Source organism: Azospirillum sp. B510, assembly GCF_000010725.1.
Classification (GTDB): Bacteria; Pseudomonadota; Alphaproteobacteria; order Azospirillales; family Azospirillaceae; genus Azospirillum; species Azospirillum lipoferum_B.
The window spans coordinates 143720-165838 of sequence record NC_013856.1 but is presented as its reverse complement, the minus strand read 5'-3'; the positions used below and the strand labels follow the sequence as shown (position 1 = coordinate 165838).

The following is a 22119-nucleotide window of genomic DNA, read 5'->3' as shown; positions in this document are numbered from 1 at the left end:
CCGGACGGCCGTTCATAATACGGAATATCGTTCGTATTTTTACGTCGGTTAGCAACCGCCAGCTCGGAGGAAGCAAATGAGCAGCAAGGACAGTCCGGCGAGCCCGGCTGAGCCAACCAAGGGTGGGGTCGTCACTCCCGACCACGCCACGATGACCGACATCTACCGCCGCATGGCGCTGATCCGGCGCAACGATGAACGGTTCCGCAGCGTGATCAAGGCGGGCCGTCTGGTGATGCCGTACTACTCGCCCTGCGGACAGGAAGCGATCCCGTCCGGAGTTTCAGTTCTGCTGCGGGACAGCGACTATATCTGCACGATCTATCGCGGCGTCCACGACATGCTGGCGAAGGGCGTTCCGATGCCGGCGCTGTGGGCGGAGATGGCAGGACGGATCACCGGCACCTGCAAGGGTAAGGGCGGGCCGATGCACATCACCCACCCGGAGTCCGGTGTAATGGTGACGACGGGTATCGTCGGGTCGAGCATGCCGATCGCCAACGGCCTGGCGCTGGCGGCCCAAGTGCGCGGCGAGGACCGTGTCGCGGTCGCCTATTTCGGTGATGGGGCGAGCAACATCGGCGCCTTTCACGAATCGCTCAACTTGGCCTCGGTGTGGAAACTGCCGGCGATCTTCGTCTGTCAGAACAACGGCTACGCCGAACACACCAAGTACGCCGCCGGCACCTCGGTGGCGAATATCGCCGAGCGCGCCGCAGCCTATGGCATACCTGGCGTGACGGTGGATGGCAACGACCCGCTGGCCATCTACGCGGCGGCACATGAGGCAGTGGAGCGGGCGCGGAGCGGCGGCGGCCCGACGCTGATCGAAGCGAAAACCTTCCGTTTCCACGGCCATGTGTTCGGCGATGCCGACAGCTACATGGACCCGGCGGAAAAGGCGGCGGCGATGGCGGCCGATCCGGTTCCGGCCTTTCGCACGCGGCTGATCGCCGACGGCGTGGCCTCCGAAGCGGAACTGGCGGCCATCGAGACCGAGATCGACCGCAAGATCGACGAGGCCGTGGAGTTCGCGCTGTCCAGCCCCTTCCCGGGGGTCGAGGAACTGCGCCGTGACATCTTTGCCGATGGGGTGGTGGCATGACTGGGCAATCTCCGGCCAATATGACGGCGCTGCAGGCGATCAATCGTGCGCTTGACGACGCTTTGACCCTCGATCCGTCGGTCCTGCTGTTCGGCGAGGACGTTGCCGATGCCGAGGAGGGCGGGGTGTGTGGCGTGACCCGCGGCCTGTCCACCCGCCATGGCTCTTCGCGCGTGCGCTCCACCCCGATTTCCGAACAGGCGATCATGGGGGCGGCGATCGGCGCGGCCATCGTCGGCATGCGTCCGGTTGCGGAAATCATGCTGATGAACTTCACGACCGTGGCGATGGACATGATCGTGAACCATGCCGCCAAGCTGCGCTTCATGTCCGGCGGCCAGACCCATGTGCCGCTGACCATCCGCACCATGACAGGCGCCGGCTTCGGCACCGGCGGACAGCATGCGGATTATCTGGAGGCTTGGTTCGCCCACACTGCGGGCATCAAGGTGGTCGCGCCGTCCTGCCCGGCCGATGCCTACGGCCTACTGCTCTCCTGCATCTTCGACGACGATCCGTGCCTGTTCATCGAGAACATGCCGAGCTACTGGACTCCCGGCCCGGCCCCGGAACTCGGAGTCCGGATTCCGCTGGGTAAGGCCCATGTCAAGCGGCCGGGCGAGGACGTCACCGTGGTGACCTACGGGCGTCAGGTCGGCGACTGCCTGCAAGCCGCCGAGACACTGTCGACCGGCGGCGTGTCGGTCGAGGTGATCGACCTGCGGACGATCTCGCCGCTCGACATGGACACCGTACTGGCATCGGTCGCGCGCACCCGGCGGGCGGTGGTAGTGCATGAGGCGGTGCGCAGCTTCGGCGTCGGCGCCGAGATCTCGTCGCGCATCCACGAAGCACTGTTCGACAGCCTGAAGGCACCCGTGCAGCGGGTCGGGTCCAACGACTCCCCGGTTCCGTTCTCGAAGCCCCTGGAAACCGCCTTCGTACCAAGCACCACACAGATCGAGGCGGCGATCCGCGCCACGCTCAAGGACTGACCACGACCCGCTGGGCGGCCGCGCGCCCTTCCCATCCGCCACCGCCCACGCGCTGCTCCAAAAACGCAATCGGCGTCATGGCCGCCGCGAAAGGATGAAAGAGACGATGACCACTCATGTGCTGCTGCCGAAGATCGGCTTCTCGATGAATGAAGGTGTGCTCAACGAATGGCTGGTTGCCGATGGGGCCGAGGTGGTGGAAGGCCAGCCGCTCTACGCCCTGGAAAGCGACAAGTCGGTGCAGGAGGTCGAGGCGCCGGCCTCCGGCAAGCTGCGCATCATCGCCGCGGTGGGAGAGACCTACGAGGTCGGAACCCTGCTGGCGGAAATCGGATAAGCCCCTTCATCACACACCCGGCACCCTCCGGTGCCGCACCGATATACAAGACCGCTTGAACCCTCTGTCGGCTCAAGATTTCCAGCGATCGTCAAGCGATTCACTCCCTGACGGTCGATCCCTGACCGCGATGCTTCCAAGGGCAGCAACCAAATGACAACTATCGGGGCCTTGATCGAACGCAACGCTTCCTATTATCCGGCCGTGGATGCTTTCGTCGAGGGCGACCGACGCCTGAGCTATCGGCAGTTCGGCGAGCGGGTCTGCCGCTTGGCCGACGGTCTTTACCGGCTGGGGCTGCGGCGGCAGGATCGAGTGGCGATCCTTTCGATGAACCGGATCGAGTATTTCGAGATTTACGGCGCCGCCGAATGGGCGGGCTACATCGCGGCGATGATGAATTTCCGGCTGGCGGTACCCGAAATGGCCGAAGTCCTGAAGGATGCTGCGCCGCGCATCTTGGTATTCGAAGCCCAATATGCTGAAATCGTCGAGCGTCTGCGCCCCCAGTTGCCGGAGCTTGCCGTCTACATCTGCATCGGCGAGGGACCGGATTGGGCGCTGGAGTATGAAGGGGTGCTGGACTCCGGCAGTGTCGGAGGGCCGCCGATCCGTTCGCAGCCCGAAGACTTCTGCTATTTGTTCTACACCAGCGGCAGCACCGGGCGCGCCAAAGGCGTTCCGAGCACCCATATCTCGCAACGCAACGCTGCCCAGTGCTCCGCCTTCGCCACCGGCATTACCGGCTCCTCGCGCGTGCTTCAGGTGACCCCGGCCTATCATATCGGTGGAAGGGGATATCCGCTTGCCGCTCTGTGGAGCGGTGGAACCGTCATTCTCCAGCAGCATTTCGACCCTGTCAGAATGCTGGAAGCGATCCACAAGGAGCGCGTAACCCATACCTTCATGGTCGCGGCGATGATGCAGGCGATTTTGGATGTACCGGACATCGACCGTTATGATGTGTCGAGCATGCGCAACATCATTTCCGCGTCGGCACCGATTCCGGTCCCCCTTCTGAAGCGGGGCATCGAACGGTTCGGCCGCGTGATTACCGTTCAGTACGGCATGACGGAAGCCAACGGGCCGGTCGCAGTGCTGCATCAGCACGAGGTCGACCCCAATGGCACGCCTGACCAGATCCGCCGCCTCGCTTCGGTCGGCCATGTGGTGCCGGAGATCATCTGCCGCATCGTCGACGACAAGGGCGCCGATTGCCTGATCGGTCAAACTGGAGAGATTCTGATCCAGTCGCCATTCCACATCCGTCATTATTGGAACAACAGCGCCTCCAGCCTGGATACCGTCCGCGACGGCTGGCTCCACACCGGCGACATGGGATACCGCGACGAAGAGGGCTATCTGTTCCTGGTCGATCGCAAGAAGGACATGATCATTTCGGGCGGCGAAAATATCTACAGCCGCGAGGTCGAGTTGGCGGTATTGCAGCACCCTGTCGTCGCCGATGCCGCCGTTATTGGCGTCCCCGACCCCAAATGGGTGGAAACCGTGAAAGCCATCGTGGTGCTGAAACCCGGCATGTCGGTGTCGGAGACCGAGATCGTCCACCATTGCCGTTCCCTGATCGCCGGTTACAAATGTCCAAGATCGGTGGATTTCGTGAACGAGCTGCCACGACTGAGCTCCGGCAAGGTTGATAAGATGAGGCTGCGACAGCGTTTCCGATCCTGAGGTCGGGACCGGAGCGGCTTCAAATGGAGGGTGTCTGCGCTCCGGTCATTAAAGAACATTCCCGAAATATGATCGGAATGCCCCACCCTTCCCTTCTTTCGACGCGGTAGACTGGCGGAGCAAACATGGCCCAGTGGGATGAAACCTACGATTTCGTGATCGTCGGCGGCGGCGGCGGCGGGATATGCGCCGCCCTGGCTGCCCAGGACCGCGGACTGAGGCCCTTGATCATCGAAAAGTGCGACAAGGTTGGGGGGTCCACGGCCTTGTCCGGCGGGGTGCTGTGGATCCCCGACAACCCGCTCATGAAGCGGGCAGGACGGGTGGATTCCTACGAGAAGGCGCGGCAGCATCTCGAAGCGGTGCTTGGTCCCCCAACCCAGGGCTCCAGCGACGCACGGCGGACGACCTTCCTCAGGACCGGCCCGCAAGTGGTGTCCTATCTCGAATCCAAAGGGATGAAGTTTCACTTGGCGCGGAAATGGCCTGACTATTACAGCGACCGCCCCGGTGGCGAGCAGGTCAGCCGCTCCCTCCTTGCCAAGCCGTTCGACCTTCGAAGCCTGGGGGAGTGGAAGGACCGGCTGAACATCTACGAACCGTTCGATCTGCCTATGCATCCCGACGATCTGACCGACCTGATGCTGATCAAGCGGACCTGGGCCGGTCGCCGGGCCTTGTTGCGCACCATCTGGCGGGGGCTCCGCGATATGCTGACCGGCAAGCGCGTCCGTGGGCTGGGCCATGCCTTACAAGGCAGGATGCTGGAGATTGCCTTGCGCAATCGGGTTCCACTCTGGCGAAATGCCCCGGTCGAAGACCTGATCGTCGAGGATGGACAGGTGGTCGGCGTGTCGGTGCGGCGCGACGGCCATCCGGTGTGCGTCCGTGCACTCAATGGTGTGCTGTTGGCCAGCGGTGGCTTCGCTCACAATCTGGAGATGCGCAATCGATATCAGCGGCAGCCGGTCAGCAATCGCTGGACCAATGCGAATGTCGGTGACACCGGCGAGGTGCTGCAAGCGGCAATGCGCTTGGGGGCTGCGACGGAAAATCTCGACATGGCCATCTGGGTCCCCACAGCCCTGATGCCCAATGGCGATCCCGCGCCCGACACGGTTCGCAATGGCAAGATCATTCCCTTGATGACCACGTTGGACATGAGCAAGCCCAGTTGCATCATGGTCAATGCGAAAGGCAACCGCTTCGTCAACGAGTCCTGCTCCTACATGGAGATCGGCGAGGCGATGTACAGCCAGGGCAACCTGCCCTGCTGGTATATTCTCGACCAGACCAACCGGGATCGATACATGTGGGGCACCAAGTTCGGCGTGCCGAAGAAATGGTTGAAGACCGGGTTCATCAAGCGGGCCGAGACTCTGGAGGAACTGGCGGCGCTAACGGGGATTGACGCCATCGGCCTCAAAGCCACGGTCGAGCGGTTCAACGGCTTCTGCGCCAGCGGCACCGACCAGGACTTCAATCGCGGCGGCCGGGAGTACGATCGCTGGAACGGCGATCCGAGCAACCGTCCCAATCCCAGCCTGGGGCCGATCGCCACCCCCCCCTTTTATGCCATCGCCGCATTTCCCGGCGATGTCGGAACCTGCGGCGGCCTCGTCTGTGACGAACATGCACGCGTATTGCGGGAGGATGGCTCGATCATTCCCAGGCTCTATGCGACTGGTAATTGCACATCCAGCGTGACGGGACGCTTTTATCCGGGCGCTGGAGCCAGCATCTCCAGCGCCTTCATCTTCGGCTACATCGCGGCCTTGCACGCCGCCGGTGGCCGCTCAGCTCGCCCGTTTCCCGATGACAGCTGCGTTGCCAGATAGAATGGGCGATTTGCTCTGCAACACCTTCATCCTGACGAACTGCGCCGCTATCAACCCAGACGATGGATTCTACGTTCATGACACACGACATTGAAGGATTGTTCCAACCACTGACCCTGCGCGGGGCAACGCTGCGCAACCGGATCGTCATGTCTCCCATGGCACGGGGCTTTTCTCCCGACGGTGTGCCGGGCGCCAATGTGGCGGGCTACTACCGGCGCCGCGCGGCGGGAGGGACAGGCCTCATCATTACCGAAGGCGTCGGAATCGATCATCCTTCAGCACTGGGTGAGGCCGGTCTGGGCGAAAACGCTACTCCGGAGTTGCACGGAGAAGCCGCCTTGGAAGGATGGCGACAGGTCGTTGCCGGCGTTCACGCCGAAGGTGGGATTATTTTCCCCCAGCTTTGGCATATGGGCGTGATGAAGGAACTGGGCACCGGCCCCTACCCCGAAGCGCCACCGATGCGCCCATCAGGGCTTTGGGGGCCTCTGGGCCGCAAGACCTCGATCGATGCCGACTATATTGGCCGGGCCTCCGCACCGACGCAACCGATGAGCGAGAACGAGATTGCCGACACGATCGCGGCCTACGCTCGCAGCGCCGCGAATGCCAAGGCGGTCGGCTTCGATGGCATCGCAATTCATGGTGGTCACGGTTATCTGATTGATAGTTTCCTGTGGGCGGAAACCAACCTCCGCACCGACCGATGGGGTGGCGACCGGCGAGGCCGGGCGCGCTTTGCGGTGGAGGTCGTCAAGGCGGTGCGCAGCGCCATTGGCGAGGAATTGCCGATCAGTTTCCGCTTTTCCCAATGGAAACAGCAGGACTTTTCGGCCCGCCTGGCGGAAACCCCCGATGAGTTGGGGGAAATCCTCCAACCACTCGCCGAAGCCGGCGTCGATCTGTTCGAAGCCAGCACCCGCTATTTTGCACAACCGGCCTTTCCGGAGTCCGGCTCCCCGCTTAACCTTGCCGGATGGGCCAAGGCCCTGACCGGCAAGCTGGCGATGACGGTCGGCGGTGTCGGCATTGACAAGGGTTTTTATGACACCATGGCCGGCGCCGCAGCTTCAGTCGCCCGTCTGGATCTGCTAATGGAACGCTTCAATCGCGGCGAGTTCGATCTGGTCGGCGTCGGCCGTATGCTGCTCCACGAACCGGAATGGGTAAACAAGGTGCGCGCCGGAGCGGCAATAACCGCGTTTTCCACCGACTCCCTTAAAGTTCTGACCTGATCGACTGCGCCGGCGTCTTCAGCCACGGCACGGAGAACCTCTCATGTCTTTCAACAGTGCGGCGCCTTTGCCGCTTCTGAATGGCCGCGTCGCCTTCGTCGTGGTGTCTGGCCTGGACTTCGCGCCGGCATTGGTTGCTGGCCTCGAAAGCCAAGGCGCTCGGGTCACTGCGATCGCGGACGACGCGGCCGGGCGCTTTTCCTCGCGTGCCGCCGTGGATGCAGCATTCGCGGCAGCTGTGGCGCGAACCGGCCCGCCCGACCTGGTTGTCCACGCCGCCGCCGGCGAGGGAGCCTTGATCACCAAGGATTTGATTTCCCTCGATCGCGAAAGTTTTCACCAAGTCACCGATGCCCCGTTGCGGGCAACGCTATATACCCTGCAAGCAGCGGAAGCCGCGATGAAGGAAAGCGGTGGCTCGATCGTCGTGATCGGTCCGGCGCTGTCCCTGGTCGGCGCAACCGGACTGGTCGGGCTGTCCACCTGTGCCGAAGGTCAGCGGACCATGGTCAAGTCGGCCGCACGGCAGTGGGGACAGCGTGGGATTCGTGTCAATTGGATCGGAATCGCCGATGCCCGTTACGCCTCGGCGCTGACCGGCAAGGGACCTGAAGTTCCGGAACTCGGCCCGCCGCCCGCTGCGCTGGGTGGTGCCCCGGACCTGGCCGCCGATGTGACCCCGGTGCTGGGCTTTCTCGGCAGCGATTCTTCACACAGCCTGACCGGGGCGACGATCGCCCTGGATGGCGGGGATTGGATGACTCCATGACTGAAAACAACCTTCCCAACAAGGTTCTCGCGGGGCGCACGGCGCTCATCACCGGCGCAGGTCAGGGAATTGGGCTGGGAATTGCTCAGGCGTTCGCGGCTGCCGGGGCACGGGTCGTGTTAGCGGTTCGCCGTCGCGAGATCGGCGACGCCGCCCTTGACCTGATCCGCAGCGAGGGTGGCGACGGCCGGGTGGTTGTGGCCGACGTCACCTCTGCAGAGCAGATGAACGCCGCAGTTGAGTACGCCGTCGCGGAATTTGGCGGTCTCGACATCGCGGTCCACAACGCCAACAACCCGGCATCGGCAGTGCCCATCGCCCTGGAGGCGGTGACGGACGCGGACTGGGAAGCCCAGGCGGCCGTGGCGCACGTCGGCGCGTTCCTGCTGGCGAAAGCGGCACATCCCTATTTGAAGGCAAGCGGAAACGGCTGCTACATCCTGCTGGTTTCGGCCTTCGGCCTCCATGGCGCCGGGATGAATCCGATCTATTCCATCTTGAAGGGGGCGGACCGCGGCTTCATCAAGGCGCTGGCGCGCGAATGGGGACGCGATGGCATCCGCGTCCTGGGTGTCGCTCCGTCGGCCCTGACCCCGCCGGCCGAACTGTTCTTCAACCAGTATCCCGAGATCCGCGCTGCATATCTGACGAATTTCCCGCTCGGCCGCATGGGGCACTCCACCGACGATATCGGTACGGCCGTCACCGCCCTCTGTAGCGACCTTTGCCGCTACGTGACCGGACAGACGCTGGTGGTTGATGGCGGACTCTTCACGGCCTGATAAGGAAAACAACATGAGCGATCATTCACAGGGACATGTGTCCCGTGGACGTCTGGCGGGAAAGACTGCCATCGTGACAGGAGCAGCATCGGGAATCGGTGCCGCGACCGCTGAGTTGTTCGCACGCGAAGGCGCCGAACTGGTGGTAGCCGACATCGACCGTGACGGGGCGGAGGCGAGAGCGGCCGGGATCCGGGCGTCCGGCGGAAAGGCCGAGGCGATACGGGTCGATCTCGGCGATCCCCAGTCCATCAGCGATCTGCTCGGCGAAACAGTTCGGTTGTTCGGCGGCCTCGATATCCTTTACAACAACGCCGCCGCGACCCAACTGTCGTCGAGCCGGGACAGTGCCGTCGAAGATATGGACATCGAGGTCTGGGATGCCTTGATGCGCACCAATCTGCGCGGCACGATGCTGGCGATCAAATGTGCCCTGCCCGCGCTGCGGAGGCGTGGCAAAGGTGTCATCCTGAACGCCTCCTCGGTCTCCGCCCAGGCTGGAGCAGCCTCGTTCACCGCCTACGCTACCTCCAAAACCGGGATTGAAACCCTGACCCGCTATGTTGCGGTCCAGCATGGCAAGGACGGCATCCGCTGCAACGCCATTGCCCCCGGATTGATCGTGACGCCGGCTACTGCCAGTACCTACGCGGCCTCCGGCGGTCCCGGAGAAATCATGCGGCGCCACCAGTTGGTACCGCGCTTCGGCTGCCCGGACGACGTCGCCGCCACAGCTCTGTTCCTCGCATCCGACGAAGCGGAGTTCATCACCGGCCAAGTAATCAATGTCGATGGCGGTTACAGCGCGGTCCTTCCCTTCAACGCCGATATGCTGGATTTCATGAAGCGCTTCAATACTGCGGGGAGAGAGGACTGATGGGAACCGACCGGCTGCTGGCACGGATCGACCGTATCGAATCCCACCTCGCCATCCAGCAATTGCCATCGCGGTACGCACTCGCCATTGACTCCCGCAATCTGGACGATCTTGTGGCTCTGTTCGTTCCTGACATCGATTGCGGACGCTGGGGCCAGGGTCGGATCGCCCTGAAAGCCTTCTACGATCCGACCTTGCGCCAATTCTATCGCTGTCATCATCAGATCGTGGGCCAGGTTATCGATTTCGACCCTGCCGACCCCGATCGCGCCACCGGAACCGTCTATTGCCGGGCCGAGCACGAGGACGGTGGCAAATGGATCGTGATGGCGATCTGTTATTTCGACACCTATCAACGCTACGACGGCAATTGGTTCTTTAAATCGCGAGACGAACGGCATTGGTACTCCAGCGACGCTCTGGACCGTCCGGGGCAGCCGCGGTTGCAGAACTGGGATCGCTTCGACCGGGAGCGCTATCAGCCACGCCTTCCCCAGAGTTTTCCTCAGTGGCGGGAGTTTTGGTCACGCTCGACGGCTGAGGAAATCGCCGCCCTTACCGAGATCCCTTAACAGGACGCGGAAAAACGCACATATTCCGGCTTTTTGCCTCGGCTGAGGTGAGCTGGTCCCCGTTTCCCGGACAGTCGGATAAGCTTGGTTCGCCCATGAGGAAGGACGGACCCGATGACGGGGAAACGGAAGCGGTATTCGGCAGAGTTCAAGGCGAAGGTGGCGCTGGAGGCGATCCGGGGCGAGCTGACGGTGTCGCAGTTGGTGACCAAGCACGGCGTACACCAGACGCTGATCAACGCTTGGAAGAAGCAGGCGATGGAGGGGATGGCTGGTGTGTTCTCCGGCAAGGCGGAAACCGCTGAATCCAACCATCAGGGCGAGGTGGAGAAGCTGCACGCCATGATCGGCCAGTTGGTCGTGGAGCGGGATTTTTTGCGCAAGGCCTCCGATCGATGAGCATCGGTCGGAGGCGGGAGCTGGTGGAGGCGGATCATCCGCGTCTGTCGATCACCCGACAGTGCGAGCTGGTTTCGATCAGCCGGTCCAGCTACTACGGACCGGCCAAAGGCGAGCCGGCCGCGAACCTGGAGTTGATGCGACTGATCGACGAGCAGTTCCTGGAAACGCCCTGGTACGGCAGCCGGCAGATGACCCGGCATCTGCGCCGGCACGGCCATCAGGTCAACCGCAAGCGGGTTCGCCGCCTGATGGTGCGGATGGGCTTGCAGGCGATTTACCAACGCCCGAAGACGACAGTGCCACACCCTGAACACAAGATCTGGCCGTACTTGCTGCGCGACCTGACCATCGACCGCCCCGACCAGGTGTGGTGTAGCGACATCACGTACATTCCCATGCGCCGCGGCTTTCTGTACTTGGTGGCGGTGATGGGCTGGGCGACACGCAAAGTCGTGAGTTGGCGGCTGTCGAACACCATGGACATCGAGTTCTGCATCGAGGCCGTTGAGGAGGCCATGGCACGCTACGGCCGGCCGGACATCTTCAACACCGATCAGGGCAGCCAGTTCACCAGCCCGCGCTTTACCGGCCTCTTGACCGCGGCCGGCATCCGGGTATCGATGGATGGGCGCGGCCGCTGGATGGACAACGTCTTCATCGAACGGCTGTGGCGATCGATGAAGTACGAATGCGTCTACCTCCACGCCTTCGAAACCGGCAGCGAGGCCAGGGCCGGGATCGGCCGCTGGATCGATACTACAACGCCGACCGTCCGCACTCCGCGCTCGGCGGCAGAACCCCGGCAGAGGCCTACGAGCGCACACTCAACCGGATCAGATTGCGGAACGTGTCAACGACTGTGAGACAGCCGGAGTTATGAATTAGGCTTGGATGCTCTCCGGCTTTTGCGGCGGATTGATCCAGACTTCGATTGGCTTTGCGGGTGGTTGAGGCGCTTTGCGAACGAAACGCTCCGGTGTGCGGCGAAAGGCACGGTCGAGGGTTTGCTGGCGGGCGGCATGGACGGCGTCGGCTTGGCCGTAATGGACTTGGTCTGGGGTCATCAGGCCGATGCCGGCATGGTGGTGATCCCGGTTGTACCAGGTGAAGAAGTCCCGGCAGAAGGCCCTGGCATCCTCGATGGAGCCGAAGCGCTTGGGGAATTGCGGCTGATATTTCATGGTCTTGAAGTGGGCCTCCGAGAACGGGTTGTCATTGGAGGTGTGTGGCCGGCTGTGCGATTTGGTGACGCCGAGGTCGGCGAGCAGGAGAGCGGTGGCCTTGGCCTTCATCGGGCCGCCTCGATCGGCGTGCAGGGTCAATTGGCCGGGCGGGACGGTGTGTTTGGCCAGCGTCTCCTCGAACAGCGCCTTGAACAGGGTGGCGCTCTCGGCATCGGCGACGCACCAGCCGACAACGCGGCGGCTGAAGATGTCGAGGATCACGTAGAGGTAGTACCACTTCATCGGCCCCATCAGCTTGGTGATGTCCCAGGACCAGACCTCGTTCGGGGCCTTGGCCAGCAATTCGGGTTTCCGGTAGGCCGGATGACGGAGCTGGTCGCGGCGTTCGCGGACCTCGTCATGCTCCGCCAGCAGGCGGTACATGGTGCGGATGGAGCAATGATAGACGCCTTCATCGAGCAGGGTGGCGTAGACTTCCGCCGGGGCGAGATCGACGAAGCGCGGCTCGCGCAGAAGGGCGAGCACCGTCTGGCGCTCCTGGACCGCGAGCGCCCGCGGCGGGCGTGGCCGGGGGCGAGGCGCCGGTTCCCGGCCGGCCAGCCGGACCCGATGCCGATGGACGCTGGCACGGGCGACGCCGACAGCGGCGCAGGCCGCACTCACAAGACCGCGGTCGGGGGCCAAGGTGGCGATCGCGCTCATCGCGGCGTCTCGTCGCTGTCGGCGGGAGGCAAGGCAATCCCCAACAGGTCCGAAAATTTTTTTTGGACGTCGATGACCGCCTCGGCTCGTTCCAGGCGGCGCTGGAGACGGGCGATGTCCTGGCGAGCCTTGGCCAGCTCCGCTTCCAACGGGTTGGAGGGGGCCGTCTTCGGACCGCGCTTGAGCGGCTTCAGCGCCTCGAAGGCGCCGGCATCGCGTTGCCGGCGCCAGTCGGTCAGGGCCGACGAATACAGACCTTCCCGCCGCAGGATCGCGGCGATCCCGCCGGTGTCCGCCGCCCGATCCGTCTCGGCGAGGATCCGCAGCTTCTCCGCCGCCGTGAAAGTGCGACGTTTGGGACGCGCCGACATCTCCGGGGGGACTGCAGCGGGCCCGGCAACAACCCGCGGCGTCTCACCGGCGTCGGGAACCGCCTCCGATACAGGGGCGGACAGGGGCATATTGTTGGGCATAACCACGAAATCAGTTTCCTCAGCCCTCAAGCTTAAACTTCAGGGGGCACGGTGTCTCACTCTCATTGGCACAGAGGGCTCACGCCATGACGGGTGCTCAGTTCGGTGCGGATCTCCTCCAGCGTCAGGTCGGGTTGGTGGGCGAGCAGCGTCAGAACCGCCTCACGGTGATCGCCCAGACGCGAGCGGTGGTCCCCACCCATCGGCCGTGCCTGGGCATGCCCCTCGGTATTCATGCGCTTGGCCCAGCGGATTGCCGTGCTGACGCTGATGCTGAACCGGGACGCCGCTGCGCGCGCCGAGCAGCCCCCCGATACCGCCGCGGCAACGCGGTCTCTGAGGTCCTGAGAATAAGGGCCTGCCATCTCCGGCTCCGGGAAGGTCAATCGACCCTTACAGAATCGCCGATTTCAAAGCCCCAGGGAATCCCTCTATGAGTGTCCGATTCAACTCGGTCGCAAGCCGCTCTAGCCGGCAAGCAATCGAGGGCCGTGTTCTTGCCGGGCTGAAGGAGCGCCTGCTCGACGCTGACGTGGTCGCCGCCTTTATTGAGGAAATGGTGGTGGCGCAACGGCGTGATCAGGCCGAAGCCCGGAACCGGCGCGGCGACCAGGAGCGCGCCCTCGTCGGCATCGACCGGAAGATCGCGTCGATCCTGGAGGCGGTGGAGAACGGGATGTACAGCCCGGCCCTGAAGGAGCGGCTGTCCGCCCTGGAGGCCGAGCGCGCCACACTCGCCGCCGAGATCGACGCCCTGGGCACGGAGGCGCCGGAGATGCTGCTGCCGGCCAACCTGCCGGAGTTGTACCGGCGGAAGATCGCAGAGCTCGAGTCCGTGCTCGGCGACGGCGACGAGGGGATGGCCGCGATGGAGATGATCAGGTCCATGGTCGACCGCGTCGTGCTGTCCCCCTGCCCCTCGGGCGCCGGGCTGGAGGCCCAGCTTCATGGCGACCTGCTGGCGATCCGTACCCCTCCGCCGAGCGCCGCCTTGTGACCGAGCGGGGAAGCTGAATCATTGTGCCTGTCCCTATGGCTATCCCTATGGCAGTCCCTATGACTATCCAACGCGTCGAGGTGATCACGGGCCAGGAGCGGCGGCGGCAGTTCAGCGACGAGGAGAAGCTGCGGCTGGTCGAAGAGGCGTTCCAGCCGGGCGTCAAGGCGACCGAAGTCGCCCGGCGCCTGGGCGTGGACGTCAGCCTGCTGTACCGCTGGCGCCGCCAGTTCTTCGGTCAGCAGCCCCGGCTGCCCGCCTTCATGCCGATCACCGTCGCCACCGACGCTCCGGCACCGGAGAAGGTGGCAGAGCCGACAGCGGCGCCAGCGGCCCCACCAGCCGGTCTCATCGAGGTCGAATTCGCGACGGCGCGCTTGCGCATCACCGGCCCGGTCGATCCGGCCCTGGTCGGCACGGTGATCGCCGCGCTGTCGGGACGGTCGGCATGATCCCGGTCCCCTCGGGCGTTCGGGTCTGGCTGGCGGGCGGGGTCACCGACATGCGCTGCGGGATGAACTCTCTGGCGCTGAAGGTCCAGGAGGGTCTTGGCCGCGATCCCCATGCCGGCGATTTATACGTCTTCCGTGGACGTCGCGGTGACATGGTGAAGTGCCTGTGGCATGACGGGCTCGGCATGTCGCTGTACGCCAAGAGGCTTGAACGGGGCCGTTTCATCTGGCCCAGCCCGGCCAGCGGAGCCGTGGCCATTTCCGCGTCCCAGTTCGCGTATCTGCTCGACGCCATCGACTGGCGCAATCCGCAGCAGACTTGGAGACCGCGCTCGGCCGGATAGGCTGCGGCACAGTGAATCAACCCGCCGCTCTCCGGCGGGAAGAACGAGGATCGGTGCGGGTTTCCGGGTACAATCCGGCCCCATGGACGCCCTGCCCGACACCATCGACGCCCTGCGCGCCGCGCTGATCGAAGCGCGTGGCCGGGCTGCGTTGGCCGAGGCGGACGCCGCCCAGGCGCGGGCCGAACGGTCCGGCGACCAGGCGCTGATCGCCACCCTGAAGCTCCAGATCGAGAAGCTCCAGCGCGACCTCTACGGCCGGCGCTCCGAACGGACCTCCCGACTGCTCGGCCAGCTCGAATTCCAGTTGGAGGAGGCGCAGGCAAGCGTCGGCGAGGACGATCTGGCGGCGGAACAGGTGGCCGAGGCGACCGGCGCGGCCCGCATCACCCGCAAGGCGCCGTCGCGCAAGCCGTTCCCGGCGCACCTGCCGCGCGAGCGCGTCGTGATCCCGGCGCCGGCGGTGTGCCCATGCTGCGGCTCGACCCGGCTGTGCAAGCTGGGTGAAAGCGTGACCGAGACGGCCGAGCGCATTCCCGCGCGGTGGAAAATCATCCAGACGGTGCGCGAGAAATTCTCCTGCCGGGACTGCGAGACGATCAGCCAGCCGCCGGCACCGTTCCACACCACGCCGCGCGGCTGGGCGGGGCCGAACCTGCTGGCCACGCTGCTGTTCGAGAAGTTCGGCCAGCATCAGCCGCTGAACCGCCAGTGCGAGCGCTTCGCCAAGGAGGGCATGGAGATCAGCCTGTCCACCGCGGCCGACCAGGTGGGGGCGGCCTGCGGCGTGCTGAAGCCGCTGCTCGACCGGCTCGCAGCGCATGTGCTGGCGGCGGAGCGGTTGCACGGCGAGCCCGAAGGGCCAGCGAAGCTACGACACGACCGTGCCGGTGCTGGCGAAGGGCAAGACCGACACCGGCCGCATCTGGGTCTATGTGCGCGACGATCGCCCCTTCGCGGGCGCGGCGGCACCGGCGGCGCTGTTCCACTACTCCCGCGACCGTGGCGGCGGGCATCCCGAGGCACATCTGGCCGGTTGGGCCGGAGTGCTGCAGGCCGACGCCTATGCCGGATACAACCGCCTCTACGACGCGAGCCGCCAGCCGGAGCCCGTGGCCGAGGTCCTGTGTTGGGCGCACGCGCGTCGGAAATTCTTCGAACTCGCCGATATCGCCGCCAACAAGCGGCGCGGCAAGGGGGCGCCCCCGATTTCTCCGCTGGCGCTGGAGGCGGTGCGGCGCATCGACCCGCTGTTCGACATCGAGCGCGAAGCCCTCGGGCGCTCGGCAGCCGACCGTCTGGCGGTGCGCACAGAGCTGTCCAAGCCCCAGGTCGAGGAACTGGAAAACTGGATGCGAACGGCCCGGGCCGGGATGTCGAAGCACGCGCCGGTGGCCAAGGCGATGGACTACATGCTGACCCGCTGGGAAGGCTTCACCCGCTTCCTGCGTGACGGACGGGTCTGCCTGACCAACAATGCTGCCGAACGAGCGTTGCGTGGAATCGCCCTTGGCAGGAAGGCATGGCTATTCTGCGGATCGGATCGAGGCGGGCAGCGCGCCGCCGCCATGTACAGCCTGATCGTGACGGCAAAGATGAACGACATCGATCCCCAGGCGTGGCTGGCCGACGTCCTGGCCCGCATCAACGATCTGCCGCAGACCAAGCTGCACGAACTGCTGCCCTGGGAATGGAAGCGGCTGCACGAGGCGACCACGGCGACCTGAGGAACCATGGCCAGAACCCGCAACCTCGTGACCATGGAGCGCGTCGCCGAGATCCTCGGCGAGGACGTCGAATGGCTGATCGACATTGCCATCGAGCTGGAGCCGGAGGACGGTTGCCTGGCCGTGTTCGGCCCAGGCGAGCAGTGGTTCCATGCCCTGACTGCATATTTCGGCGGAAAGCACCCAGCGGGAACGGCGGAAAGCGCCCGGGCAGAACGGTGAAAGCGCCCAGCCGTTTCGGTGAATTCGCCCACCCGTAGGAGTGGTGGTATCGGGGTCCGAACCAGCCTTTGGCATCCCCATGATCTTTCCACGGCACAGGCCAAGGAGGATCGGGATGCCCCGAGCGAGGTCGGACATGCGGCGGATCAGAGAAGTCCTTCGTCTGCGGGATGAGTTTGGCGCCAGCCAACGGCAGATTGCCGATGCCTGCCGGCTGCCGCGCAGCACCGTGCGCGATTACCTGGAGCGGCTACGGGCCTCCGGGCTGCAGTACGCGGATGTGCTGGGCTGGACGGACGTCGAGCTGGAGGAGCGGCTGTTCCCGCCTCCGGTCACGTCGGCGCGCCCGGTGCCCGACTGGCGGCACATCAGCCGGGAACTCGGCCGCCGTGGCGTAACGCTGCGGCTGCTGTGGGAGGAATACCTGGAGGTCCATCCCGGCGGCTATCGCTACACCCAATTCGTCCAGCATTTCCGGGCATGGCAGGGTGCTCATGCCGAGCCGCGTCTGCGCCGGGAACATCGGCCGGGGGCGGCGATCGAGGTTGATTACGCTGGGATGACGCTGACCGTCGGGCTCGGCGCTGAGGCGCGGCAGGCCCAGGTGTTTGTCGCCTGCCTGCCGTATTCGGGCTACGTCTATGCCGAGGCGACCTGGACCCAGCAGGCGGAGGAGTGGCTGGCCTCCCACGCCCGGCTGTTCGAACATCTGGGCGGCGTGCCGGGCAAGCTGGTGCCGGATAACCTCAAGGTCGGCGTCAGCCACGCCTCCTTCTACGATCCGGCGATCAACCCGGCTTATCACGATCTCGCCCGGCACTACCGCACCGCCGTCCTGCCGGCCCGGGTGCGGCGCCCGCGCGACAAGCCCAGCGCCGAGAACGGCGTGCAGCAGGTCGAGCGGCGGGTGCTGGCCCCGCTGCGCGATACGCCCTTCGCCACGCTGGACGCCGCCAACGCGGCCTTGCGCGACAAGCTGGCCACCCTCAATGCCGCTCCCTTGAGCCGCCGGCCGCAGGACACGCGCGCCGGCCTGTTCGCCGCCGAGGAGCAGCCGACCCTGCGCCCCTTGCCGCCGGACCGCTTCGTGCCGGGCACCTGGGCGCGCCACAAGGTCCCGCCCGACTATCATCTCGCTCTCGACGGCGGCGTCTACTCGGTGCCCCACACGCTGATCGGCAAGACGGTCGACGTGCACAGCACCGCCGGCGTGATCAGCGTCTTCCTGCGCGGCAAGCGGATGGCCTGCCATGTCCGCCGGCAGGACGGCGCCACCGTGACGCTGGACGCCCATCGCCCCGCCAACCACCGGGCCGTCGCCCGCTTCACCCCCGATGCCATCCAGACCGAACTGGCCGCCATCGGCCCGGCCGCCGCGCTGCTGTTCGAACGCATCCTGGCCGGCGCCGATCACCCCGAACAGGCGGTGCGGGCCGGGATCGGCCTGATCCGCTTGGCGGCCACCCACGGCACCAGCCGGCTGGAGCAAGCCTGCCAGGCGGCGCTGGAGGCCAACGTCGGATCCTACCGCTACGTCCAGCGCTGGTTGACCGCTCCCCCGGCCACAACGGCGGACGCGGCCGGTGCCGGCGAGCACACCAATCTGCGCGGCCCTTCCTACTATCACTGACGGAGATACGATGATGAAGCACGTCAACCACGAGCGGCTGCGCCAGTTGCGGCTGTACGGCATGGCCAAGGGGTTGGAGGCGCTGGAACGCCTGCCCGATCGCGGCCAACTGGCCTTCGACGAGCAGTTGGGCACGCTGATCGAGCGGGAAGCGGCAGAGCGCGCCAACACCGCACTCGCCAGCCGACTGAAACGTGCCCGGCTGCGCCAGACGGCCTGCCTGGAGGACCTCGACCTGCGCACCCCGCGTGGGCTCGATCGCGGTGTTGTGCGCGAGCTGGCCACCGGGCGCTGGGTGAAGGAGAACCGGCCGGTTCTGATCACCGGCCCGACCGGGATCGGCAAGACCTGGCTGGCCTGTGCACTCGGCAACCAGGCGGCGCGGGAAGGCCACAGCGTACTCTACACCCGGCTGACCCGCCTGCTGGACGATCTGGCCACCGCCCGCCTGGACGGTTCGCTCGCCCGGCTGCTGCGACGGATCGCCCGGCTCGACCTGCTGATCCTGGATGACTGGGCGATGACCGAGCTGACCGCGCCTCAGCGCCTGGACCTGATGGAGGTGATCGATGACCGCCACGACCGGGCCGCAACCATGCTGGCCACCCAAGTTCCCGTGGCCAACTGGCATCGGCTCATCGGCGATGCCACCTACGCCGACGCCATCCTCGACCGCCTCGTGCATCGGGCCTACCGCATCGACCTGCATGGCGACTCCATGCGCCGCACCAAGGCCGATGCCGCCAGCGAAACCCCCGACACCTAAGGCCGGTGCTTGGCAACCAAACCCACAACCTTCATAACGTAAATCCAGGGTTCGGCCCCGGCTCCCACCAGCTTGCAATTCGGGTGGGCGCTTTCGCCGAAACGGTGGGCGCTTTCAACCGAAACGCCTGGGCGAATTCGCCGAAATACGCAGGCGGACCGCCCTTTAAGGTGAGGAATTCGCCCAGAAACTCCTGACGTTCGTCAGCGAACTCCGCCATGTCGATGCAGGTTCGCCCACCGCACAGGAACGTGCAGAGAGCGATCATCAGCATTTCATGAAGGTCGTGTTGACGAGCATTGCCCCGTCGTGGATCGTCCAGCGCTCCAAAGCACGCTTTGAACCCTTCCATCTCGTTCCCCCAACGCCCAAATCGGTCCGCCGGGTAGAATCAAATCCGATAGGAATGGCAAGGCTTTTCCGTATGCGATTCCCCTGGCCCTGGGTGCAGGGGAATCGCATTTGGAAAAATTGAGTAGCGTGTGTGAGAGAAAAGGATTCTGTAAGGGGCTTTATCGCCGATTTTGGAGCCCCCGATGCAGTCGTGGTTTGAGAAAGCGTTTGATGCGTTGCCGGACCCACGCACGGGCAACGCCAAGCGGCATGACCTGCTGGAGATCCTGACGATCGCGCTGACGGCAACGGTGTGCGGGGCGGAGAGCTGTGCCGACTTTGCCGACTTCGCCGTGGATCGCGAGGTGCTGTTTCGGTCGTTTTTGCGTCTGGAGAACGGGGTGCCGAGCCACGACACCTTCTCGCGCATCTTCCGGCTGTTGGACCCGGTGGCCTTTGCCGCCTGCTTTGGCCGTTTCCTGGAGGGGCTTGGAACGGCCGGGGCTGGGGTGATCGCCATCGACGGCAAGACGCTGCGCCGCTCCTTCGATGACGCGGCCCGGTCCAACCCGCTGGCTGTGGTGACGGCGTTCGCCTCGGCGACACGGCTGGTGGTGGGCCAGCACAGCTACCGAGTGGCCGAGGGCGACAGCGAGATCCTGGCCGCCCGTGCCCTGCTGGAGTGCCTGGACCTCCAGGGCCATCTGGTCACCGCCGACGCCATCCATTGTCAGGAGGAGACCGCCCGCCTCATCCGGGAGCGCGGCGGCGACTACCTGCTGCGGCTGAAGGGCAACCATCCCGCCCTGCTCGCCATGGTCGAGGAGTACTTCACCGACCCGGAACTGTGCGCCGGGCTGGCGAGTGCCACGACCACCGACGCCGATCACGGCCGGATCGAGACCCGGCGGGCCTGGGTCTGTCACGAACTGGATTGGCTGCGCGGGCCCAAATCGGCCAGCAGCGAACCGGTCCTGCCGCCCGGCATGGCCTGTGTGGGCTTGATCGAGGCTAAAGTCGAGCATCGCGGCAAGTCCACCGTGACCCGGCACTACCACATCGCCTCGCGCGCGCTCAGCGCGGCCGACTATCTGGCGGCCGCCCGCGCCCATTGGTCGATCGAAAACGGATTGCACTGGGTGCTCGACGTCGTCTTCGACGAGGATCGCGCCCGCAACCGCAAGGAGCACGGGCCGGAAAACCTCGCCACCCTCCGCAAGCTCGCGCTCAACATCCTGAACCGGGCCCGGCGCGATATCTCCGTCCGCCGAAAGCGAAAACGCTCAGGATGGTCCGACGACTTCGCAAGATCCATCCTCGGCCAAATGCGATGACCCTGGCCCTGGGTGCAGGGCGATTCAGAGAAGGTGGATGAAATTCGGGTGACGCGAGTCGTCGGTTGATTCACAAGGCTATCGGCAGGAACCGAGCCGGAGAGTCGGAGCGATGAGGGGTGGACCGCGGACGTTGTGGGAGGTTGTGGGAGCGATCCCGGATCGCCGGGGCCGGAAGGGGCGGCAGTACCCTCTGGCATCGGTTTTGATTTGGCGCTTTCGGCGATGCTGGCGGGGGCCAACGACCTGATGGCGATCTTTCGCTGGGGGCGACGGTTGCCGCCCGAGGCTCTTTACCTGCTGGGCCTGGAGCGGGCGCCGTGTCACGCCATGTACCACTATTTCTTCAAGGCTTTGGACGTTACGGCGGCCGAGGCGGTGTTGGGGGAATGGGCGCGCGGCTCCGGCCCGGTCGGACATGTGGCGCTCGACGGCAAGCGCCTGAAGGGCAGCGCGCCGGCCGGGCACGATGGCAGCGAAGGCGTGCATCTGCTGGCCGCCTTCGCCAGCCGGCTGGGGACGGTGATCGGCCAGTTGCGGGTGCCGCCCGAAGCCAACGAGATCACCGCCGCGCTGACGCTGCTCAAGAGCCTGCCGCTGGGCGGTGCGGTAATCACCGGGGATGCGGTGTTCTGTCAGCGCGCCATCTGCCAAGCCATCCGCGACGGCGGCGGCGATTATCTGTTCACCGTCAAAGCCAACCAACCGGCGCTGATGGCCGATCTCGCCGTCGCCTTCGGTGACGCTTTTCCCCCCGGAGCTGGTGGCGGCGTTCCAGGGCCAGCCCCCGCCTCCCGCCCTGGACGGGCCGCCGCCGGACCGTGAGGGCGCGCAGACCGTGGAGAAGGGGCACGGGCGCATCGAAACCCGCCGCATCACCGTCAGCCGCGAGGTCGTTCCCGCGCTCGACTGGCCCGGCGTGGCGCAGGTCTGCCGCATCGAGCGGACCCGCGAGGTCAAGGGCGCGATCTCGCACGAAACCGTCTACGTCATCACCAGCCTGGACCGCGACCACGCCTCGCCTGCGGCGCTGCTCGCGCTCGCCCGCGACCACTGGGGCATCGAGAACCGCCTGCACTGGAGGCGTGACGTCCTCTTGAGCGAAGACGCCAGCCGGGTGCGATCCGGCGCCGTGCCACAGGCCATGGCGATGCTGCGCAACACCATGCTGGGCATCGCCAATCTCTTCGGCGCCCCACTCCCCGCCGTCCGCATGGCATGCGCCGAAGATCGCTGTGCCACAATCGCAACCGTCAAAAACGGCTTTCTTTGAATCGCCCTGGCCCTGGGTGGCATACTTGACGGAGCGGCTTCGGTCGTTCATATTGTCGAATGACCGTTCAGCATA

Annotated in this window: 20 protein-coding genes and 3 pseudogenes; 20 read left to right on the top strand and 3 right to left on the bottom strand. The window is 65.3% G+C overall.

All coding sequences use genetic code 11. The features are described 5' to 3' along the window. Positions 1-76 precede the first annotated feature (76 nt). From AZL_RS22090 to AZL_RS22035, 11 genes and pseudogenes are all read left to right on the top strand, one after another. Positions 77-1105, top strand: coding sequence for a thiamine pyrophosphate-dependent dehydrogenase E1 component subunit alpha (locus AZL_RS22090; protein WP_012976667.1), 1029 nt, complete (start codon positions 77-79; stop codon positions 1103-1105). After that, positions 1102-2100 carry an alpha-ketoacid dehydrogenase subunit beta gene (locus AZL_RS22085; protein WP_012976666.1) on the top strand — a complete coding sequence of 333 codons (999 nt, stop codon included), beginning with the start codon at positions 1102-1104 and terminating at the stop codon, positions 2098-2100. The genes AZL_RS22090 and AZL_RS22085 overlap by 4 nt, the downstream gene beginning before the upstream one ends. Before the next feature lie 106 nt (positions 2101-2206). After that, a complete protein-coding gene (locus AZL_RS22080; protein ID WP_012976665.1) occupies positions 2207-2437 on the top strand; it encodes a biotin/lipoyl-containing protein in 231 nt (76 codons plus the stop codon). A gap of 153 nt (positions 2438-2590) precedes the next feature. Beyond that, positions 2591-4129: a class I adenylate-forming enzyme family protein gene (locus tag AZL_RS22075; protein ID WP_012976664.1), complete on the top strand. Its 1539-nt coding sequence runs from the start codon at positions 2591-2593 to the stop codon at positions 4127-4129. A gap of 125 nt (positions 4130-4254) precedes the next feature. Further along, a complete protein-coding gene (locus tag AZL_RS22070) occupies positions 4255-5967 on the top strand; it encodes an FAD-binding protein (RefSeq protein WP_012976663.1) in 1713 nt (570 codons plus the stop codon). Positions 5968-6044: 77 nt separating this feature from the next. Further along, entirely contained in the window at positions 6045-7205 is a 1161-nt protein-coding gene (locus AZL_RS22065) for an NADH:flavin oxidoreductase (RefSeq protein ID WP_012976662.1), read from the top strand. Positions 7206-7248: 43 nt separating this feature from the next. After that, a complete protein-coding gene (locus AZL_RS33605; RefSeq protein ID WP_012976661.1) occupies positions 7249-7974 on the top strand; it encodes an SDR family oxidoreductase in 726 nt (241 codons plus the stop codon). After that, positions 7971-8756: an SDR family NAD(P)-dependent oxidoreductase gene (locus AZL_RS22055; protein WP_012976660.1), complete on the top strand. Its 786-nt coding sequence runs from the start codon at positions 7971-7973 to the stop codon at positions 8754-8756. The genes AZL_RS33605 and AZL_RS22055 overlap by 4 nt, the downstream gene beginning before the upstream one ends. Positions 8757-8769: 13 nt before the next feature. Continuing rightward, positions 8770-9633 (top strand): SDR family NAD(P)-dependent oxidoreductase, encoded by an 864-nt coding sequence (locus AZL_RS22050; RefSeq protein WP_042445008.1) that lies wholly within the window; start codon positions 8770-8772, stop codon positions 9631-9633. Then, positions 9633-10205, top strand: coding sequence for a nuclear transport factor 2 family protein (locus AZL_RS22045; protein WP_012976658.1), 573 nt, complete (start codon positions 9633-9635; stop codon positions 10203-10205). The genes AZL_RS22050 and AZL_RS22045 overlap by 1 nt, the downstream gene beginning before the upstream one ends. A 114-nt stretch (positions 10206-10319) precedes the next feature. Next, positions 10320-11487, top strand: a pseudogene (locus AZL_RS22035) (IS3 family transposase). A gap of 1 nt (position 11488) precedes the next feature. Here the strand turns inward: AZL_RS22035 and AZL_RS22030 are convergent. Together AZL_RS22030 and AZL_RS22020 are read right to left on the bottom strand one after the other, a co-directional pair. Next, positions 11489-12972, bottom strand: a protein-coding gene (locus AZL_RS22030; RefSeq protein ID WP_247894449.1) for an IS3-like element ISAzs23 family transposase whose coding sequence is annotated in 2 segments (ribosomal slippage) — positions 11489-12549 and positions 12549-12972 — 1485 coding nt in all. Because the reading frame shifts where the segments join, the coding sequence is not laid out codon by codon here. Between the two features lie 71 nt (positions 12973-13043). Further along, positions 13044-13331, bottom strand: a pseudogene (locus tag AZL_RS22020) (IS630 family transposase); the annotation flags it as partial. Positions 13332-13399: 68 nt separating this feature from the next. Between AZL_RS22020 and AZL_RS22015 the strand changes: the two are divergent. From AZL_RS22015 to istB, 7 genes are all read left to right on the top strand, one after another. Next, entirely contained in the window at positions 13400-13963 is a 564-nt protein-coding gene (locus AZL_RS22015) for a hypothetical protein (protein WP_012976653.1), read from the top strand. A 59-nt stretch (positions 13964-14022) separates the two neighbouring features. After that, on the top strand, positions 14023-14415 hold the full coding sequence (locus tag AZL_RS22010; protein WP_012976652.1) for an IS66-like element accessory protein TnpA: 393 nt from the start codon (positions 14023-14025) through the stop codon (positions 14413-14415). Further along, positions 14412-14759, top strand: coding sequence for an IS66 family insertion sequence element accessory protein TnpB (gene tnpB / locus AZL_RS22005; protein ID WP_012973092.1), 348 nt, complete (start codon positions 14412-14414; stop codon positions 14757-14759). The genes AZL_RS22010 and tnpB overlap by 4 nt, the downstream gene beginning before the upstream one ends. 82 nt (positions 14760-14841) lie before the next feature. Further along, positions 14842-16486, top strand: a protein-coding gene (locus tag AZL_RS22000) for an IS66-like element ISAzs20 family transposase (protein WP_076611226.1) whose coding sequence is annotated in 2 segments (ribosomal slippage) — positions 14842-15614 and positions 15613-16486 — 1647 coding nt in all. Because the reading frame shifts where the segments join, the coding sequence is not laid out codon by codon here. A 6-nt stretch (positions 16487-16492) separates the two neighbouring features. Beyond that, positions 16493-16708 carry a hypothetical protein gene (locus AZL_RS21995; RefSeq protein ID WP_042445004.1) on the top strand — a complete coding sequence of 72 codons (216 nt, stop codon included), beginning with the start codon at positions 16493-16495 and terminating at the stop codon, positions 16706-16708. Between the two features lie 115 nt (positions 16709-16823). Beyond that, complete coding sequence (istA, locus tag AZL_RS21990) at positions 16824-18338, top strand: IS21-like element ISAzs2 family transposase (RefSeq protein WP_012973785.1); 1515 nt, start codon at positions 16824-16826, stop codon at positions 18336-18338. 10 nt (positions 18339-18348) lie between these two features. Beyond that, positions 18349-19104 carry an IS21-like element ISAzs2 family helper ATPase IstB gene (istB, locus tag AZL_RS21985; RefSeq protein WP_012972684.1) on the top strand — a complete coding sequence of 252 codons (756 nt, stop codon included), beginning with the start codon at positions 18349-18351 and terminating at the stop codon, positions 19102-19104. A gap of 106 nt (positions 19105-19210) precedes the next feature. On the opposite strand, the pseudogene AZL_RS34650 reads toward istB, so the two are convergent. Next, positions 19211-19456, bottom strand: a pseudogene (locus AZL_RS34650) (transposase family protein); the annotation flags it as partial. 184 nt (positions 19457-19640) lie between these two features. Between AZL_RS34650 and AZL_RS21975 the strand changes: the two are divergent. Further along, positions 19641-20771, top strand: a complete 1131-nt coding sequence (locus AZL_RS21975; RefSeq protein ID WP_012976650.1) for an ISAs1 family transposase — start codon at positions 19641-19643, stop codon at positions 20769-20771. Between the two features lie 135 nt (positions 20772-20906). Continuing rightward, a protein-coding gene (locus AZL_RS34645) for an ISAs1-like element ISAzs22 family transposase (protein ID WP_076611334.1) occupies positions 20907-22044 on the top strand; the annotation gives its coding sequence in 2 pieces (ribosomal slippage) (positions 20907-21518 and positions 21520-22044; 1137 coding nt in all). The last annotated feature ends 75 nt before the right edge of the window (positions 22045-22119 follow it).